This is a genomic window from Rhodococcus xishaensis, assembly GCF_004011825.1.
Classification (GTDB): domain Bacteria; phylum Actinomycetota; class Actinomycetes; order Mycobacteriales; family Mycobacteriaceae; genus Prescottella; species Prescottella xishaensis.
The window spans coordinates 487,342-504,763 of record NZ_RKLO01000002.1 but is presented as its reverse complement, the minus strand read 5'-3'; the positions used below and the strand labels follow the sequence as shown (position 1 = coordinate 504,763).

Sequence of the window (17,422 nt, the reverse complement as noted above, 5' to 3'; positions counted from 1 at the left end):
CGCTATGTCGCCTTCCGCCCATGCAGATCGTGCAGATCCGTCGAGGTCAGCCCCTCGAGTGTGGAGCGAAAGATCCGGCGCGGCGACTCGGGCACTGCCGCGACGGACGGGATCACCAGCACCGTGCAACCGGCGGCGTCGGCAGCGGCGGCACCCGTCGGCGAGTCCTCCACCGCCAGGCAGTCCGCCGGGTCCACCCCCAGCAGTTCCGCTGCACGAAGGTAGGCCGCCGGATCGGGCTTGCCCGAAGGAACTTCGTCACCGCACACCGAATGGTCGAAGTGCTCGCGACCGAGGGTGTCGAGCGCGAACTCGCACAGCTCGCGCTCGGTGTTCGTCACCAACGCGGTCCCGAGCCCGGTCGACCGCACCATTCGGAGTGCCTGCGGTGCACCGGGTCGCCATGGCAGCCCGGCCTCGAACAGTTCCCCCATCCGGCCGTACAGCCAACGCTTGGCGTCGGCGAGGGCCTGCGGCCGTGCATCGAGGTCGAGGGACGCGAACAGGGTCGCGATCGCGTCCGGACTCGCCGCGCCGAGCGTCGCGAGACGGGTCTGTTCCGACATCGGGCCGCCGAGGCGCAACGACAGCTCGGCCATGCCCACGTCCCACAGCTTCTCGGACTCGAGCAGCGTGCCGTCCATGTCCCAAAGGACCGCACGCAGTGAACGGGTCGAGACGGTGTTCGGCGTACAGGCGGGATTAGACATTGAAGTACTTTGCCTCCGGGTGGTGCAGGACGAACGCGTCAGTGGACTGCTCGGGATGTAACTGCACTTCCTCGGACAGCTCGACGCCGATCCGCCCGGGTTCGAGGAGCGCGACGAGCTTGCGCCGGTCATCGAGATTGGGGCAGGCACCGTAGCCGAACGAGTAACGCGCGCCGCGGTATCCGAGTTTGAAGAAGTCCTCGACGTTCGACGGGTCCTCCTCGGCGACCTTGTGACCGCCCGGCATGATCAGTTCCTCACGAACCCGTCGATGCCAGTATTCGGCCAATGCCTCGGTGAGCTGGACACCGATGCCATGGACCTCGAGGTAGTCCCGGTAGCGGTTCTCCGCGAACAACTCGTTCGCGAAGTCGGCGATCGGCTGCCCCATCGTCACCAGGTTCATCGGCAGCACGTCCACATCACCTCGTGCCCGAGCGTCCCGGCGGGACCGCACGAAGTCCGCGATACACAGGAAACGGCCACGCTGCTGGCGCGGGAAGGTGAACCGGAAGCGTTCCGGCGCATCCCGATCGGCCTCGGTGAGCACGATCACATCGTCGCCCTCCGAGACGGCCGGGAAGTACCCGTACACCACGGCTGCGTGGTGTAGAACACCCTCGGTGCTCAGGCGGTCCAGCCAGTAGCGCAGCCGTGGACGCCCCTCGGTCTCGACCAGTTCCTCGTACGTCGGCCCGTCCCCGGCACGCTGGCCACGCAGTCCCCACTGGCCGAGGAACAGGGCCCGCTCGTCGAGCAGTCCCGAGTACTCGGCGAGGGCCACACCCTTGACGATGCGGGTACCCCAGAAGGGCGGCGTCGGAACATCGATGTCGGTCGCCACGTCGGAGCGCTCCGGAATCTCCACGGGCGTCTCGGCGGCCTTACGCTTCTCTGCGATGCGCCTGGACTTCTCGTGGCGCGCCTTGCGTTCGGCCGCTTTCTTCTCGGCCGCCAACGCTTCGGGGCTGTCCGGGTCAGGTCCCTCGCCTCGCTTGGTCGCCATGATGTTGTCCATCAGGTGCAGGCCCTCGAATGCGTCCCGCGCATACGACACCTGCCCCTGATAGATCTCGGACAGGTCGTTCTCCACGTACGACCGGGTCAGCGCCGCGCCGCCGAGGAGGACCGGGAACTGCTCTGCGACGCCCTTGGCGTTGAGTTCCTCGAGGTTTTCCTTCATCACCACGGTCGACTTCACGAGCAGACCGGACATGCCGATGACATCCGCCTTCTTGTCGACTGCGGTGTCCAGGATCGTTGCGATCGGCTGCTTGATTCCGATATTGACGACCTCGTACCCGTTGTTGGACAGGATGATGTCGACGAGGTTCTTGCCGATGTCGTGCACGTCGCCCTTGACTGTGGCGAGCACGATCCGGCCCTTGCCTTCGTCGCCGGTGGACTCCATGTGCGGCTCGAGGTAGGCCACCGCGGCCTTCATCACCTCGGCGGACTGCAGCACGAACGGCAGCTGCATCTGCCCCGAGCCGAACAGCTCGCCGACGGTCTTCATGCCCGACAGCAGCGTCTCGTTGATGATCTCGAGTGGCGGACGCTCGAGCATCGCGGCGTCGAGGTCGGCTTCGAGGCCGTTGCGTTCGCCGTCGACGATGCGGCGTTCCAGCCGCTCGAACAGCGGTAGCGCCGCCAACTCCTCGGCCCGCGACTCGCGCGCCGATGCCGCCGAGACGCCCTCGAACAGTTCCATCAGCTTCTGCAGCGGGTCGTAGTCCTCACGGCGGCGGTCGTAGACCAGGTCGAGCGCCGTCTCGCGCTGTTCCTCCGGGATCCGCGCCATCGGCAGGATCTTCGACGCGTGCACGATCGCCGTGTCGAGGCCCACCGCAGTGCACTCGTGCAGGAACACCGAGTTGAGCACCTGGCGCGCAGCAGGATTCAAGCCGAAGGAGATGTTCGAGATTCCGAGCGTGAAATGGACGTCGGGGAAGCGTCGCTTGATCTCGCGAATCGCCTCGATGGTCTCGATGCCGTCGCGCCGCACCTCCTCCTGCCCAGTGGAGATCGGGAACGTCAACGCGTCGATGATGATGTCCGACTGAGCGAGCCCCCAGTTGGTGGTGATGTCGTTGATCAACCGTTCGGCGATGCGCACCTTGTGCTCGGCGGTGCGAGCCTGTCCCTCCTCATCGATCGTGAGCCCGACGACCGCAGCACCGTGCCGCTTGACCAGCGTCATGATGCGCTGGAAGCGCGAGTCCGGTCCGTCGCCGTCCTCGTAGTTCACCGAGTTGACCGCGCACCGGCCGCCCAGGTGTTCGAGGCCGGCGCTCAACACGTCGGGCTCGGTGGAGTCGAGCATGATCGGGAGTGTCGAAGCGGTCGCGAAACGGCTTGCGAGTGCAGCCATGTCGGCGGCACCGTCGCGACCGACATAGTCGACGTTGAGGTCGAGCATGTGCGCGCCGTCACGGGTCTGTTCCTTCGCGATATCGAGGCACTTCTGGTAGTCCTCGCTGATCATCGCCTCGCGGAACGCCTTGGAGCCGTTGCTGTTCGTGCGCTCGCCGATCATCAGAATGCTCGCGTCCTGCCGGAACGGCACGGACTGGTACAGCGACGACGTGCCGTCCTCCGGCTGCGGGTTGCGCTGTGCCTGCTCGACCTGACGGACGGCGTCGGCAACCTGGCGAATGTGCTCGGGTGTCGTACCGCAGCAGCCGCCGACGAGTGAAAGTCCGAACTCGCCGACGAAGCCGGCCAGGGCGACCGCGAGTTCCTCAGCCGTCAGCGGGTACTCGGCCCCGTTCGGACCGAGTTGCGGCAAACCGGCGTTCGGCATGACCGACACCGGAAGCTTCGAGTGCCGCGACAGGTGCCGCAGGTGCTCGCTCATCTCGTCGGGACCAGTGGCGCAGTTCAGACCGATCATGTCGACCCCGAGCGGTTCCAGCGCGGTCAGCGCCGCACCGATCTCGCTGCCGAGGAGCATGGTTCCGGTCGTCTCCACGGTGACGTGAGTGATGATCGGAAGTCTACGGCCGAGCCTCTCCATAGCATTCTGGCTGCCGATGATCGCGGCTTTCACCTGGAGCAGGTCCTGGCAGGTCTCGATCAGGATTGCGTCGGCACCACCCTCGATCATTCCGAGGGCCGACTCGGTGTACGCGTCGCGCAGCACCCCGAACGGCGCGTGCCCGAGAGTGGGCAGCTTGGTACCCGGACCCATCGAGCCCAGCACGAACCGTGGCATGCCGTCACGGCCCGGTCCCATATCGTCGGCGACCTCACGTGCGAGACGGGTGCCGCGCTCGGACAGATCCCGGATGCGATGAGCGATGTCGTAGTCGGCGAGGTTCGGGAGGTTGCAGCCGAAGGTGTTGGTTTCGACCGCGTCCGCGCCGGCCTCGAAGTATGCGCGATGGATGTCGCGGAGGACGTCCGGGCGAGTCTCGTTCAGAATCTCGTTGCAGCCCTCGAGTCCGCGGAAATCGTCAAGAGTCAGATCCGCGGCCTGCAGCATCGTGCCCATGGCGCCGTCGCCGATCACAACACGCTGGGTCAGCGCATCGAGCAGGGCAGAGTGGAATGGTGCAGACATGCCGCCCAGAGTAGTGGGCGGCTCGACGGTAGCTGGTCGTAGGCTGGGTACGTGAGTTCCCCCGAGTCCCGCGACACCGCCGCATCGGACAGTACAGATGTGGAAGTGCCTACCTTGCGCGATCCCATCCTGATCGCAGCCTTCGAAGGCTGGAACGACGCGGGCGACGCCGCGAGCGGTGCTGTCGAGCACCTAGAGCTCATGTGGGACGCCAAGCCGCTGGCCGAACTCGACACCGAGGACTACTACGACTACCAGGTCAATCGCCCTGTGGTCCGGCAGATAGACGGCGTGACCCGGGAGATCGTGTGGCCCACCACACAATTGTCGTTGTGCACTCCACCCGGTAGCGATCGCGACGTACTCCTGCTCCGCGGCATCGAGCCGAACATGCGCTGGCGCAGCTACTGCGCCGAGTTGCTCGAGTTCGTCGAGGAACTCGGCGTCCACACCGTAGTCATCCTCGGTGCCCTTCTCGCCGACACCCCCCACAGTCGACCGGTTCCGGTCACCGGCACCGCCTACAGCGCCGAGGCAGCCGAGCGCTTCAATCTGGAGCACTCCCGTTACGAGGGACCGACGGGAATCGCCGGGGTCCTGCAGGATGCGTGTGTGAAGGCCGGGGTGCCGGCGGTCTCGTTCTGGGCGGCGGTCCCCCACTACGTGTCCCAGCCACCGAACCCGAAGGCCACCGTGGCGCTGCTGCAACGAGTCGAGGACGTCCTGGACGTCGAGGTGCCTCTCGGGGACCTGCCGACCCAGGCCGAGGACTGGGAAGAATCCGTGTCCGAAATGACCCGGGACGACGAGGAGATCGCCGAGTACGTTCGCACCCTCGAGGAACGCGGCGACGCCGAGACCAGCATCTCGGAGGCGATCGCGAAGATCGACGGTGACGCGCTGGCGGCCGAATTCGAGCGCTACCTGCGTCGCCGCGGGCCCGGTCGCTTTGGAGCATGACCGAGGGCATCACGCCAGGTCTTCGTACCCGACTTCAGCTCTTCGCGCTCTACGCGGGCGGTTTCCTGGGGCCGTTCGGCGCCGGTGTAGTCACGTCGATGTTGCCGGAGATCGGCGACGGGCTCGGGGTTGACGCAGCAGCCGCCGCAACGTCCCTGACGGCCTACCTGCTGCCCTTCGCGCTCGTCATGCTCGTGTCCGGGACTCTCGGGGCTCGATGGGGGCGGATGCGGACAGTGCGCGTCGCTTACGGGGTGTATCTCGCCGCCTCGTTGGCGTGCTTCATGGCACCGACCCTCGAGATGTTCCTCGCGGCTCGGATCCTTCAAGGCTGCGCGAATGCCTTCACCACTCCCCTCCTGATCGCCACGCTCGCCGCGATGACCTCGCAGCAGAAGCTCGGACGTGCACTGGGCACTTTCGGAGCTCTACAGGCGGGCGGCCAGTCGATCGCACCGCTGATCGGTGGACTCGCGGCCGAGGTCAACTGGCGGCTGGCGTTCCTCGCGATTGCCCTTGTGGCAGGGCTACTCGGGGCGATCGGCCTGCCTGACGCGGCGCGCAAGATCCCGGCGGACACTGGCGCCAGGCTCCGCGACGCGCTACGGCTGTCCGTGCTCCGCGTCGGGATCGTCGCCTTGCTCGGTTGGGGCGCGCTCGGCGGGCTCGGCTTCCTCGTGGCCTTCCGTGCCGAGGACGCCTTCGCGTTCAGTCCGGCCGCGCGCGGCCTGCTGATTACCGGTTTCGGCGTCGCCGGCATCCTCGCCGCGCGCCCGGTCGGCATGCTGATCGACCGGGTCGGTGCCACGCGTGCGGTCATGATCGGCGCCCCCGCCGGTGCAGCGCTCGTAGCGATCGCCGGCACCGTCGGTTACGCCGCTGTTGCGGCCATCGCGTGGTTCCTCGCGGGCGTCGCGGCCCAGTTCCTCCTCGTCGGCGTCAATGCCGCGGTCCTCACCACCGACGGCGTGAACCGCGGTGGTGCCGTGTCGGTCGTGCAGGCCCTCCGGTTTGCCGGAGCGGCACTCGCACCGATCGCGCTGACTCCCCTGTACGCGGTCCACCCGGACTTAAGCTTCCTGCTGCCGGCTCTGCTGCTGGCGGTTCTGCCGCCACTGTTGATGCCACGCCCCCGGCCGTCCGACACGGCCGATTCCTCCAAACAACCGGCTGGCAGCCCGTAGTGGCTGGTCGGTCTTCGTTGGCGTGCGAGTTCTGGTATTCCTATGTTTCCGTCCGCTACCGATTTCTACTCGGTAGTCTGGCGCGGGCCGGGCCGAAAGCCAATCGATCGTCCGCACCAGGCAATTTCCGAAGTCCGCAGCGATTCGGCTTATCTTATGGTTCCGTTAGATGCAGAGAGTCTATTGTGGCGAATGTGACCATGGCAGACGTTGCACCGAATCCGCGTCCCGAGCGCAGCATCGACATCTATCGCCGGTCCGCGGCGTGGCTCGAGGAGAACCTACCTCCCGGGTGGTCGATGTCCTCGGATCGCCCCCGCTCCCCCGCCGCTCCGAACCGCCTGCTGATCACCGCGCCGGACGGCGAATCGGTCTCCTACGCGATCATCGCCCGCAAGGGCGTGCTCAGCGGGGACGTCGCACGCATCGCCTCCGAATTGTCCGACAGCGACCGCGGATTCGTCTGTGCTCACTACCTCTCGGATCCGGTACGACGACAACTGGACGGCCACGGCATCTCGTATGGGGATGCCACCGGCAACGTGAGTCTTCTCGCGACGCGGCCCACGATCTGGGTGCGCAACCGCGGCGCCGACGCGGACCCCTGGCGAGGCCCCGGGCGACCGTCGGGGGTGCTCACCGGTGAGCCGTCCGAACGTGTCGTGCGCGCGCTCGCGGACTATGTCGGCGAGATGTCGGTCCCAGAACTCATCAAGCTCTCGGGAACGTCGACCGGTGCCGCGTACCGAGTGGTCGAGGTGCTCTACGAACGCGAATTGCTGACGCGGCTGCCGCGCGGCCCTATCACCGATGTGCGGTGGCCCCATATGCTGCGCGCTTGGGCCGCAGATCGAAAACCGTGCCCGACCAGAGGCTTCGCCGCACCTGGCGGCCTCGACGACCTGCTGGCTCGACTCGCAGCGACCGACGGCGATCCGGGATATGCAGTCACCGGAATCGGCGCAACGGACTACGCCACGCCCGCGGTGCTCGAGGTGTACGCCGACGACGTCGACGCATTCGCGGCCGCGATGGACCTTCGGCCGATCGACGGCGGAGCCGACGTGATGGTTGCAACCCCGTGGTCAGCGGTGGTTTTCGAGCGAATGCAGTATCGCAACGGGTTGCGCTGCGTCGCGCCGGCACATGCGTACGCAGATCTCGCCGCAGGGCCGTTTCGGCACCCGGACGCTGCCGAGTACCTACTCACGACGTTGACCACAGACGAGCCGGCGTGGCGCCGTCCCGTCCGGCGTACGCGGTGACCACTCCACGTGTTGGCTCGTCCGCCCACTGACGTCCTACGCTGGCACGGTGAGCGATTCAGGTGACACGCGGCTGTCAGCGGACGCCGATCTCGCCATGCACGAGGACCGGTTGCGGCTGTTCTCCTTCACAACCGCGGAGAAGCGTGCCGAGTACCTGTGGGTGCTGAGGGCGTTCGACAACGCCCGAGCGAACTACGTCGTGCTCCTGCACGCGGGCGATGCGGCGGATATCCTCACCAGGATCGCGGGCGACAATCCCGCCGCAGCCATGACGTCGGCCGAGATCACCCCCCTCCTCGAACAACTGCATTCATGGGGCCTTCTCGAGCGCAGCTACGACGGCAGCCGTGTCGCAACGCTTGCCGAGTACCGGAACCGTCACTTCGTATACCAGTTCAGTCAGGCCGGCTACCTGGCGTTCCGAGCGGTCGAGGACCTTCTGGGCGCCCGCCTCGAAGACGCGACCTTGTCCCGGCTCGCGTTGCCGGACTTGCTCGCAGACCTCGAGGAACTCGCTGAGGCGAACCGGCGGGCGGACGGCGATCTCATCTACCGCAAGCTCGCACGACTCGATTCCACGCTCACCGATATGGCCGCACGCGCTGCGCAGTTCTACCTGATGCTCGGCGATTTGGTCCGCACCACGGAGATCACGCCTGAGGGGTTCCTCACCCACAAGGACGCGTTGCTCAGCCACATGCGGGAGTTCAGTTCCGATCTCGCGCGGTACGCCCCGAGACTTGCGACCGCGATCGAGGTCGTGGAGGCAACCGGAGTCGACTCGCTGATCGCTCGTGCCGCTGCAAGTGACGAACGCGTCTTCCTCCCTCGCGAGCATCGCGAGTCCGACTGGCGCACACGCTGGTCGGGACTGACACAGTGGTTCGTCGCTGCGTCCGCTCCGAGCGAGTCTGATCGACTGCGGGAGGGCACGATGAGCGCCGTCGCGGCCGTACTCTCTCTCCTACGCCGGGTAACCGAGGCCCGGCGGGGCGGCGTGAGCCGCGAGAGTCAGCTGCGGCACCTCGCAGGCTGGTTCGCCGCGGCCCCCACGGAAGACTCGGCGCACGCGCTGTACCAACTCGTCTTCGACCTCGGCCGCCCACGGCACCTGTCGATGGTCCACCCGGACAACGACATCATCCCCGATTCGCGGTCGTGGTGGGTGGCGGCACCTGTCGAGGTCTCCCGAACTCTCGCGGAGACCGGACGGCCGGCGTTGCCAGGCATCCCCGCCCGTGTCCAGCGCGACGAGGCCGGCGTCCGGCGGCTTCGCCAGGAACAGCTCGCAGCGCAGCAGGCGCGGGCCACGGCCGCGGCCTCGCTCGCTGCCGGGGGCGCTTACGACCGGGTGCTCGACACTCGAGAGACCGACGTGCTACTCAGCCTGCTCAGCGCCGCACTCACCGCACGGGTGCCGGTCAGCGGAACCGTCCCGAGTTCGACGGGCTCGGAGAACGGTGTCCGGCTGACGCTGCGTCCGCATGCGGAATCAACGGTCGTCCAGACCACCCGTGGCCGGCTTCATCTCGACGGACTGCAGGTGACGGTGCAATGAGGGCCCGCACCATCTCACCGCTCGAGATCGACATGTACCAGCGGGCTGCCCGCATGATCTTGTCGAATCATCTTGTGACGCAGACTTATCCAGACCGCCTCGCGCTTCCGCTCCTGCGCAGATGGGCCACCGAACTGCGTGAGGACCTACTCGAGCTGTTCGGGTACCGATTCGAGGTCACCGAGACGACAGCGCGTTTGTTCACGGTGCCCGACCGGCTCGTCCCAGACACCCCCGCACGAACTCCGAGTGACCGGGTTTTCGACCGGCACCGCTACGCCTACCTCGCGTTGGCGCTCGCAGCGCTCGGGCGGTCCGGGAACCAGATCACGTTGTCCGAGTTGGCTGACCACGTCGCCACAGAAGCCGCGCAGGTCCCCGGAGTGACGCTATCCACCGAGCGGGCGGCGGACCGAGACGCGTTCGTCGACGCGGTCGCCTGGCTTGCCGCCCGTGGTGCAATCGTGCTCGCCGACGGCGACGCCGGCGGGTGGGCGTCGAATCCCGATACGGGCGAGGCACTCTACGACATCGACCGCTCGGTGGTGATCGCACTGTTCCGCCCGCCGCGCGTCCTGCAGCACGTGACCTCGGTGCGGTCCCTACTCGAGGGCGAGAAGGATCGGCTCCAGGAGGCAGCGGTCGGGCCTCGCCCGGCCGACCCGCGAGAGACCGCGCGTCGCATCCGGCGCGCACTCGTCGAACGTCCCGTCGTGTACGCGGACGAACTGGCCGACGACGAACGGCTCCAGCTCGCGTTGCCCCGCACGGCGGCCGCCGTGGAGGATCTAACCGGTCTGGTGGCCGAGCGGCGAGCCGAGGGCATCGCAATGATCGACCCTTCCGGCCGGATGTCCGACGTACGGTTCCCCAGCACTGGGACGGTCTCACAGGTCGCACTGCTCCTGGCCGGCGAAATGGCCGACCGAGTCCTCGACCTGGATGCACCGCAGTTGCAGCACCGACCACTCCCCGACCGCAGCCGGTTCGAACTCACCACGCAACTCGATGCCGCGATCCCCCGCGCTGGGATATTCGAGCAACTAGCTGAGGATCCGGCGGCCGCACCCTCTGAGCCAACGACCCCCGTCGAGAACGCTTCCGAGCCCGCCCGCTACCCGCAGCTCGGTGACGCCTGGCTGGCCGAGGCGGTGGGCAAGCTCGTCCGGCAGTTCGGACGGACGTTCGCCGCACAGTGGCAGGCCGACCACGCCGGGTTGCGACGAAACGCCATCGCACTGCTCGATCGACTCGACCTGGTCAGGAAAGTCGACGACGGTGTCCTGGTGCTGCCGGCCATCGCCCGATTCCGCGGCGTCGTGGTCAACATCCGGCACCGCAGCGCACAGTCCGATCTGTTCCACGAACCGGTTACCGGCCGAACCGACGACACTCGACCGGTCTAGAAGTAGGGACTCCGTTCTCATGCCACACGCGCGTTTCAAACCGACCCGCGCCGGGATCATCAACCTCTGGGACTACCGAGACCAGGAGTTCTCGTTCGCAGACGGTCGTCTCGTACTGCGCGGCCCCAACGGCTCAGGGAAAACCAAAGCCCTCGAGGTGCTGTTCCCGTTCGTTCTCGACGGTCGAATCGAGCCTCGCCGCCTCAACCCGTTCGCGGGCGAGGAACGGACGATGAAGTCGAATCTGCTCTACCGCGGCCAGGATTCGGCGCATTCGTACGTGTGGATGGAGTTCAGTCGCGGACCGGCGAACGACCCCGAAGCCGTCACTGTCGGTATAGGGATGCGCGCCACCCGCCACAACGACAAGGTCACCCGCTGGTACTTCGTCGCCGACGGTCGCGTGGGTATCGACTTCTCGCTCCTCGGCAATGACGACCGACCGCTCACCAAAAAGCAGCTCGCAGAGCAAATCGGCAGCGACACCATCACCGACCGCCCGGTCGACTACCGCGGAGCGATCGACGCCCGCCTGTTCGGGCTCGGATCGCAGCGCTACGACCAGTTGATCAACTTGATCCTGACCCTGCGACGCCCACAGCTGGCCAAGAATCTGGACCCGAAAGGCCTGTCACAGGCGCTCACCGATGGCCTGCGGCCGCTCGACGACCAGCTCGTCCTCGAGGCGGCCCGCTCCTTCAGCGACCTCGAGGAGGTGGGCCGGGCGCTCGAGGGACTGACGGCCGCCGACCATGCGGCACAGAGTTTCGTGACGGTGTACTCGAGGTACTTGGCTCAGCAGGCGCGCACAGATATCGAGCAGGTCGCTCGTCGGCTCGACTCAGTCGGCCGTGCGACGGCGACCCTGGATGAGGCGCGGTCGCTGCAGACGTCACGGCAGGAGGAGCGCGTCCTCGCCGAAGAGCGGTTCACCGAGGCCGAGCGCGCTCTCGAGCAAGCCCGTGTCGACCTCGACACCCTCCAGCGATCGGGCGCCTACGAGGGCAAGCAACAACTCGACGATCTCGCGGCCGCCGTCGAGCAGCTGAAACTCTCGACCACACAGCAGGCCGACAAGGCACGCAAGGCCCAGTCGACGCTGGGGCAGCGAATGGACGAGGCTTCCCGCGCGGCGGACTCGGTCGGCCGTGCGCATGCGGCGCTGGTGCGAGCCGAGGAGGAACTGGCCGAAGCAGCCGAGCAGGCGGGAATCGTGTGGACGCCGCTGCACGAGACCGCACGATCGGATCAGATCACGACTGCCGTCCGGGGTCACGCCGAGGAACGTGATGGCGACGTGCGGGCCGTGCGCGCCGCACTCGCAGCGGTCGAGAAGGCCGCTACGGAGCGTGATCGCGCCGGGCGCGCCGCCGACAGGGGCCGCGATCTGCTCGACGCGGGCCAAGCCATCGTCGCGGAGGCCGAGGCGTCCGTCGAGCTGGCCCGTGCGGACTGCGCGGCCGACCTACGGAGTTGGTGGAGCGAGCATTCCGCCGAATACCGATCGGCCGGGGTGACCGCGGCCCTGTTCACCGCGCTCGACGCGGCCCTCGCACAGGTCGGCGAGGCCGACTCGCCCAGCTTGACGACCGTGCTGCACGAGCACACGCAGTCGGCGCTCGACGAGCAACGGGCCCTTCGCCGCAGCGCGCAGGCCGACCAGTCCTCGAGCATGGAACAGATCGCCGCGCTGCAGTCCAACCGAAAGCGGGTCTCGGACCAACACGACGATGCTCCGGCAGGTTTCGCATTCCGTTCGAGCGACCGCAGTGGTCTTCCCGGGGCCCCGCTGTGGCGACTGGTGCGGTTCGCCGACGGCGTGGAGCCCTCCGTCGCCGCCGGCATCGAATCGGCTCTGGCAGCTGCAAACCTTCTCGACGCCTGGGTCTTCGGTGGCGACGGGCCGGCGCCGCGCATGACCTCAGAGCAGTTCCTCGTGCCCTTGCCCGAGGACCGGCGGCCGCAGGGACCGACGTTGGCGGACGTCCTCGAGGTCGAACCAGATACTGACGTCCCGGATTCCGTGGTCTCGGCGATTCTCGCGTCGGTGGCGCTCGTTCGCGACGGCGCCGGCAGCCCCGACGTCCCCGACACCGTCGGCGTAGGTGTGGACGGCCGGTTCTGGCAGGGCATCCAGCACGGCCGCCACGTCAAGGCGGACGCCGAATACATCGGCTCGACTGCCCGCGAACGTCGTCGTGCCCAACGCTTGGAGGAACTCGACCGGGAGATCGCCGCTGTCGAGCATGCTCTCGCCGCAGCCCGTGACTCCGAGGCCCAGGCCGCTCGAGTCGTCGACCGGTTGGCGAACGCCTCCAGGGCATTACCGCGCACGTCGGGCGTACTCGCCGCGATCAAGCGGCTCTCCGAGGCGGCGGGCGCCCTTCGCACCCGATCGGAGTCGTCCAGGAGTGCCGGCGAGGAGCTCGATCAGGCGATTGCGGACCACACGGCAAAGGAAAAGCAGCTTCGCGTCGTGGCTGCCGAACATCGCACATCCCGCCGGTCCCGTGAGATCGACACGCTTGCCGCCGCGATCCGGCACTTCGAGAGCCTGGGAGAGCAGCTGCTGCGATGCCGGCGTGAGCACGACAAGGAACTCGAATACCACCGCGAGGCGGAAAGCCGACTCGACGAAGCCCGTGGCAACACTGAGGAGTTCGTCGAGGAAGCTGCTATCGCGGAGGAGAACTACGGGCAGCAGCTCTGCCGCCTCGAGACCCTCCGGGAAGCGCTGGGAGCGAGCGCCGAGCAGATCGACGCGGATCTCGAGCGGGCCCGGACCCGGATCGAGACGTGCAAGGCCGAACAGCGCGCGGCACGCAAGACCTACGATGCTGCCGTCGAACTGATCGGCAAGGCGGAGGGAGCGTATACGGGGGCCGTCGAGGCGCTCCTCACCGCGCTGACCGAGACACGGACGGACGCAGACCGACTCGCACCGTATGCACAGCGTGATCTGCTACACCTACTCGGCGTCGCGACCGAGCATTCGTGGCCGCAGAGCGCCGCGGCCTGGATGAGTCCCGAGCAACTCGTGTACCGCATCACGACCGAGGGAGATCGTCACTCCCCGATCCTGCCACCCGAAGTGGACACACTCTACGGTGCAATCAACGCCGCCACGGCATCGGTGAAAACAAGTGAGAGCGCCCGGAAGTCGACACGGTCGGCACTCACGGCTGCGTTGCAGGACTTCGACGCCGAGCTGGCTGCGTCCGGCCAGGGCTACCGACTGCAGTGGGACGCACCGGACGGGCTCACCGTCGTGTCGGTCCAGGACGATCACGGTTACTCGTCGATCGGTGAGTTCGCCTCACGGATCCGGACTGCACGTCTGGATCAGGAAGTGTTGCTGACGGATTCGGAACGACGAATCCTCGAGGACGCGCTCCTGACCGGTCTCGCCCAGCAGATCCACGAGCGCACCGCCGACGCGCGAGAGTTGATCGGACAGATGGGCGCCGAGATGCGCGAGCGGCGCATGTCATCGGGCAGCACGATCGGCGTCCACTGGGTCCTCGCCGACAACCTCGACGACAGTTCTCGCGTAGTCTCGAAGCTGCTGGAGCGGGTGCCGTCGGCGCTGAGTGCCGACGAATTGACCACTATCCGAGCACATTTCGCGTCCCAGGTGCGTCTGGCCCGTGCGGCCCATCCCGAACGATCCTACCCGGAGATCCTCGCGGCCGCGCTCGACTACCGGCGCTGGCGGGTGTTCTCGTTCACTCTGGTCGGCGGCGACGGCAGCGAGGACCGACTGACCGTGGCTCGGCACAGCGCCCTCTCGGGCGGCGAGCAGTCGGTGTCTCTGCACCTGCCGCTCTTCGCGGCCGCACACGTGATGCTCTCGTCGGCGGATCCGCACTCACCGCGACTGCTCGGGCTTGACGAGGCATTCGCCGGCGTCGACGACAACGGACGCAGTGAACTCCTGGGGCTGAGCGTCCAGTTCGACTTGGACCTGTTCATGACCGGGTACGACCTGTGGATCACGTACGCCGGTGTGCCGGGATGCGCGCACTACGACCTCGCGCACTCGACGGCGGAACACACTGTCAGCGCGGCACTGCTCGTGTGGTCCGGCGGAGAACTTCTCGCAGAACACAACGGGGGCAACCTGTCCCGAGCCCTCGGCTCACCGATGCGACGGCGGGTGCCCGCACAGTCCGAGGGTGAGTTCGAATTCGCCGAGGTTCATGCGACCGGCGGCGGGAACTACTGACCGGTTCGGATAGCTCGGCTTCGCTCGCCGCTCGAGTCAGGTGCTCGATTCAGCTGGTCGATTCACAGTCTGCCGTGGGTACCGCGCCACGCCATCACCCCGAATGGTGACACGGACCACGATGTGGGTCGAATGTGATCCTCGTCGGTTTTCCTTGAATCTTCCAACGATCACCCTGTTATCTGGTTGTGACCTTGCCGTGACCACCGGGTGATGCAACGGTCCGGAACAACGTCGTCTCCCGACTCTACCGGTGCTCACGTTCGGAGGCTGCCGCGTCTGCAGCCGAATAGCTGGAGCACGAACCATGCACGAGTCGCGTACAACCTCGTTCCATAACCAAACGTCGACCTCACGATCTCGGTTCAATTCACGAGCTCGCTTCACAGGCGTCGCGTCCATCGCCGCCGCCGGACTCTGGATGGGGAACGTCGTGCTCGGGCCATTCGCGTCCAGCCACGCCGAGTCCCTGCCCGCCGCGCAGGCGGCACCCGTCCAGTTCCTCGACGGGAAGAGCCTGGCGAAGGCCCTCGACATGGCCGACTCCACGCCCGGAGCGACTCCCGCCACGCAGGTCCCTGTCGCGCCGCCGCCCCCGCCACCGCCACCGCCGCCACCCCCGCCGAATCCGGCGTCGGTGACGCTGGACGAACTCGTCCGCATCATCCCGCACGTAGCGTCCACGAAACTGGAGCAGTACGTCGAGCCGCTCAACGAAGCGCTCGCGATGGCGACAATCGACACTCCCGTCCGCAAGGCTGCCTTCATCGCACAGCTCGTAGTCGAGTCGGACTCATTCCGCACATTCGAGGAGTACGCATCCGGTCGTGCGTACGAGGGACGTGCCGATCTGGGCAACGTCTCCCCAGGCGACGGAGTTCGATACAAGGGACGCGGAGCGATTCAGGTCACCGGCCGACACAACTATCAGAACGTCAGCAAGCACCTCGGGATCGACTTCGTCGCCAATCCCGAACTGATGTCCAAGCCGGAGAACGCGTTCGACACCGCGGCCTGGTACTGGCAGTCCCGCAACCTCAACGCCGTCTCGGACACCGGAAGCATCGAGAAGGTGTCGCGGATCGTCAACGGTGGCACACACGGGATGTCGAAACGAGTCGCCAGCTTCAAGCGGGCTCTCTCCGTTCTTGGCTGACGGTTCGCCTCCACAGCGTTCGAGCACGTGGCCTGGCGGTCGCACGGACTGACAGCACGGTGATCGCGGTGTCTACTGGAAGGGTCCGACGATCGGATCGAGGTGGGCAGATGCCGGTGTGGCGATTGCGCGACTTCCAGAACGACGATCTGGACCAAGCGATCGAGATCTGGGATCAGAGCCGACCACCAGGCTCCCCCGAACCCGTGTTCACTCTTGCCGAGGTGGTCGCGGCCGCCCGGTCGGGCGCACCCTCTGTCGTCGCGGTCGCGGGCGACGAACTCGTGGGCATGGCGGTGGCCCAGGTTCATGGTGAACGGGCATGGATCCTGCTGGTGGCGCTGGGGGGCCGGTGGCGCAACCGGGGCATCGGCAGCGACCTGCTCGCCCATCTGCAGCGCCGGCTGAGCGCATCCGGTGTCCGTCGGATCTCAGCTGTTCTCCCCGACGGCGCCACCGGATCGGCCGCGTTCGAGCACTCCGGATATGTGCGCCGCGACGGACTGGTCTACTACGAACTGCTCGAACCGCCCGGCCCCGACCAGACACTGCTCAGCGAACTCGGCGGACGCCTTATGCCGATCGGACTCTGGAACAAGATGGCCGGGATGGAATCGGTGAAGGACGTCATCGAGCGCCGCATCGTGTTGCCGCTCGAGCACCCGAACGTCGCCGACCGGTACGGGGTCAAACCACCGAAAGCCGTGATCTTGTTCGGGCCACCGGGAACGGGCAAGACCAGCTTCGCGAAGGCCATCGCATCCCGACTCGAATGGCCGTTCGTGGAACTGTTCCCGTCTCGCCTCGCGGCATCGGAACCCGGTGGCCTTGCCGCGGCCCTTCGCGGGGTGTTCGCGGACCTCGCCGAGCTCGAAGAGGTCGTGCTGTTCATCGACGAGGTCGAAGAGATCGCAAGCACCCGAACCGGACTCGCGACGAATCCGGCGCACGGCGTCACCAATGAACTGCTCAAACTGATACCGACGTTCCGTGAGAGCGAGCACCGCCTTCTGGTGTGCGCGACGAACTCGGTGCACTCGTTGGACTCGGCGTTCCTGCGCCCGGGTCGGTTCGACTACACCATCCCGGTGGGGCCACCTGACGCGCCCGCCCGGCGCGCGGTGTGGAAGCGGTACCTCGGCAATGCGGCGGAAGACGTCGATCTCGACCGCCTGGTCGACGCCAGTGAGCTCTTCACTCCCGCCGACATCGAGTTCGCTGCTCGCAAGGGATCGCAGGCCGCCTTCGAACGGGAGGTCCCAGACCGTTCGGGCCGGCCGGCAGCCACAGACGACTATCTCGCCGCGATCGGCGACACCCGGCCGACACTGACGTCGGAGATCCTCAGCGAGTTCGAGGAGGACCGAAACCTGTTCACACGGTTGTGAACACC

Annotated in this window: 10 protein-coding genes; 8 read left to right on the top strand and 2 right to left on the bottom strand. The window is 66.9% G+C overall.

Going from position 1 to position 17,422, the window contains the following annotated elements:
• Positions 1 to 2: 2 nt before the first annotated feature.
• Together EGT50_RS06730 and metH are read right to left on the bottom strand one after the other, a co-directional pair.
• Positions 3 to 710 carry an HAD family hydrolase gene (locus EGT50_RS06730; protein WP_127951835.1) on the bottom strand — a complete coding sequence of 236 codons (708 nt, stop codon included), beginning with the start codon at positions 708 to 710 and terminating at the stop codon, positions 3 to 5.
• Entirely contained in the window at positions 703 to 4,272 is a 3,570-nt protein-coding gene (gene metH / locus EGT50_RS06725) for a methionine synthase (RefSeq protein ID WP_127951833.1), read from the bottom strand. The genes EGT50_RS06730 and metH overlap by 8 nt, the downstream gene beginning before the upstream one ends.
• A 51-nt stretch (positions 4,273 to 4,323) precedes the next feature.
• Here metH and EGT50_RS06720 point away from each other — a divergent pair, with 51 nt between their 5' ends.
• The 8 genes from EGT50_RS06720 (at position 4,324) to EGT50_RS06685 (ending at position 17,417) form a co-directional block, all read left to right on the top strand.
• A complete protein-coding gene (locus EGT50_RS06720; RefSeq protein WP_127951831.1) occupies positions 4,324 to 5,232 on the top strand; it encodes a PAC2 family protein in 909 nt (302 codons plus the stop codon).
• Positions 5,229 to 6,416 carry an MFS transporter gene (locus EGT50_RS06715; protein ID WP_127951829.1) on the top strand — a complete coding sequence of 396 codons (1,188 nt, stop codon included), beginning with the start codon at positions 5,229 to 5,231 and terminating at the stop codon, positions 6,414 to 6,416. The genes EGT50_RS06720 and EGT50_RS06715 overlap by 4 nt, the downstream gene beginning before the upstream one ends.
• 200 nt (positions 6,417 to 6,616) lie before the next feature.
• On the top strand, positions 6,617 to 7,681 hold the full coding sequence (locus tag EGT50_RS06710; RefSeq protein WP_127952296.1) for a hypothetical protein: 1,065 nt from the start codon (positions 6,617 to 6,619) through the stop codon (positions 7,679 to 7,681).
• A gap of 97 nt (positions 7,682 to 7,778) precedes the next feature.
• A complete protein-coding gene (locus EGT50_RS06705) occupies positions 7,779 to 9,242 on the top strand; it encodes a TIGR02677 family protein (RefSeq protein WP_127952293.1) in 1,464 nt (487 codons plus the stop codon).
• On the top strand, positions 9,239 to 10,648 hold the full coding sequence (locus tag EGT50_RS06700; protein ID WP_127951827.1) for a TIGR02678 family protein: 1,410 nt from the start codon (positions 9,239 to 9,241) through the stop codon (positions 10,646 to 10,648). The genes EGT50_RS06705 and EGT50_RS06700 overlap by 4 nt, the downstream gene beginning before the upstream one ends.
• A gap of 19 nt (positions 10,649 to 10,667) precedes the next feature.
• Positions 10,668 to 14,873, top strand: a complete 4,206-nt coding sequence (locus EGT50_RS06695; RefSeq protein ID WP_127951825.1) for a TIGR02680 family protein — start codon at positions 10,668 to 10,670, stop codon at positions 14,871 to 14,873.
• 421 nt (positions 14,874 to 15,294) lie between these two features.
• Positions 15,295 to 16,029, top strand: a complete 735-nt coding sequence (locus tag EGT50_RS06690) for a glycoside hydrolase family 19 protein (RefSeq protein WP_235870615.1) — start codon at positions 15,295 to 15,297, stop codon at positions 16,027 to 16,029.
• Between the two features lie 68 nt (positions 16,030 to 16,097).
• A complete protein-coding gene (locus tag EGT50_RS06685) occupies positions 16,098 to 17,417 on the top strand; it encodes an ATP-binding protein (RefSeq protein WP_268960658.1) in 1,320 nt (439 codons plus the stop codon).
• Positions 17,418 to 17,422 lie beyond the last annotated feature (5 nt).

Bases quoted from the DNA above. Each gene is read 5' to 3' on its own strand.
- metH (WP_127951833.1), bottom strand. From the start codon at position 4,272: ATGTCTGCACCATTCCACTCTGCCCTGCTCGATGCGCTGACCCAGCGT.
- EGT50_RS06700 (WP_127951827.1), top strand. From the start codon at position 9,239: ATGAGGGCCCGCACCATCTCACCGCTCGAGATCGACATGTACCAGCGG.
- EGT50_RS06705 (WP_127952293.1), top strand. From the start codon at position 7,779: ATGCACGAGGACCGGTTGCGGCTGTTCTCCTTCACAACCGCGGAGAAG.
- EGT50_RS06730 (WP_127951835.1), bottom strand. From the start codon at position 710: ATGTCTAATCCCGCCTGTACGCCGAACACCGTCTCGACCCGTTCACTG.
- EGT50_RS06690 (WP_235870615.1), top strand. From the start codon at position 15,295: ATGGGGAACGTCGTGCTCGGGCCATTCGCGTCCAGCCACGCCGAGTCC.
- EGT50_RS06715 (WP_127951829.1), top strand. From the start codon at position 5,229: ATGACCGAGGGCATCACGCCAGGTCTTCGTACCCGACTTCAGCTCTTC.
- EGT50_RS06695 (WP_127951825.1), top strand. From the start codon at position 10,668: ATGCCACACGCGCGTTTCAAACCGACCCGCGCCGGGATCATCAACCTC.
- EGT50_RS06710 (WP_127952296.1), top strand. From the start codon at position 6,617: ATGGCAGACGTTGCACCGAATCCGCGTCCCGAGCGCAGCATCGACATC.